1 protein-coding gene is annotated in these 973 nt (G+C 72.0%); it reads left to right on the forward strand.

The genetic code is table 11. The features are described from left to right. Positions 1–218 precede the first annotated feature (218 nt). Positions 219–905 carry a haloacid dehalogenase type II gene (locus tag RM572_RS28565; RefSeq protein ID WP_311676276.1) on the forward strand — a complete coding sequence of 229 codons (687 nt, stop codon included), beginning with the start codon at positions 219–221 and terminating at the stop codon, positions 903–905. Positions 906–973: the final 68 nt, after the last annotated feature.

Genomic DNA, 973 nt, shown 5'->3' on the forward strand with positions numbered 1-973 from the left:
AGGCCGCCCGGCTGCTCGTCCCCCCGTGCCAGCCGGGCGGCGCTCTGTCCCTCGACAACCTCGTCGACCACAGCCCACGTCCAGCGTGTTCTGCGACCAGAGGTCCAGTACCTCGCGGGACCTCACACTGTCACCACGCGCGGGCGCCACGGGTATCCGAGTACGCTCTGACACGTCCCGGCCGCAGAGCAGCCGTCCCCGGCCCGTAAGGAGGGGTCATGCCGACGACGCCGCGCGTCGTGATCTTCGACGTCAACCAGACGCTGAGCGACATGAGCCCGCTGCGGTGGCGTTTCGAGGAGGTCGGCGTCCCCGGCCATCTGCTCGCCACCTGGTTCGCGGGGGTATTGCGGGACGGCATCGCGCTTGCCGCCGCTGGCGCGTACGCCGACTTCCGGGACGTCGCGCGGGCCGGACTGGTCACCCTGTTCTCGGAGGCCGACGCGGAGGATCCCGGGCGCTCCGCCGACCACATTCTCGACGGGTTCGCCGCACTTCCCGTGCACCCCGACGTGCCGGACGGTGTGCGGGCCCTCTACGGGTCCGGGCTCCGGCTGGCGACCATGACGAACGGCTCTGCACGTACAACCGAGCGTCTGCTCGGCGAGGCGGGACTGGGCAGGCTTTTCGAGGCCCACCTCGACGTCTCGGGACCTGGGGTGTGGAAGCCGGCCCCGGCCGCATACCGGTATGCGGTCGAGCGTCTCGGTGTCGACCGCGCCGAGGCGGTGCTGGTCGCGGTGCACCCGTGGGACGTGGACGGCGCGCTCCGGGCCGGTCTGTCCGCCGTATGGCTCCGGCGGATCCCAGCCCCCTACCCCGCGATCCACAGCCCGCCCACACACGTCGTCGACGACCTGCGTGACCTTCCCGCGGCACTCGGCCTCGGCCGCGGGACCACGTAGGCGGGACGTTTGAGGGCGGGGCGGGCGAGGCAACCCGGTCAGGGCCCGTCTTCGAACATGGAGGACCC

Origin of the sequence: Streptomyces hazeniae, assembly GCF_031845485.1 — a bacterium.
GTDB classification, from domain to species: Bacteria; Actinomycetota; Actinomycetes; order Streptomycetales; family Streptomycetaceae; genus Streptomyces; species Streptomyces hazeniae.

Bases quoted from the DNA above. Each gene is read 5' to 3' on its own strand.
- RM572_RS28565 (WP_311676276.1), top strand. From the start codon at position 219: ATGCCGACGACGCCGCGCGTCGTGATCTTCGACGTCAACCAGACGCTG.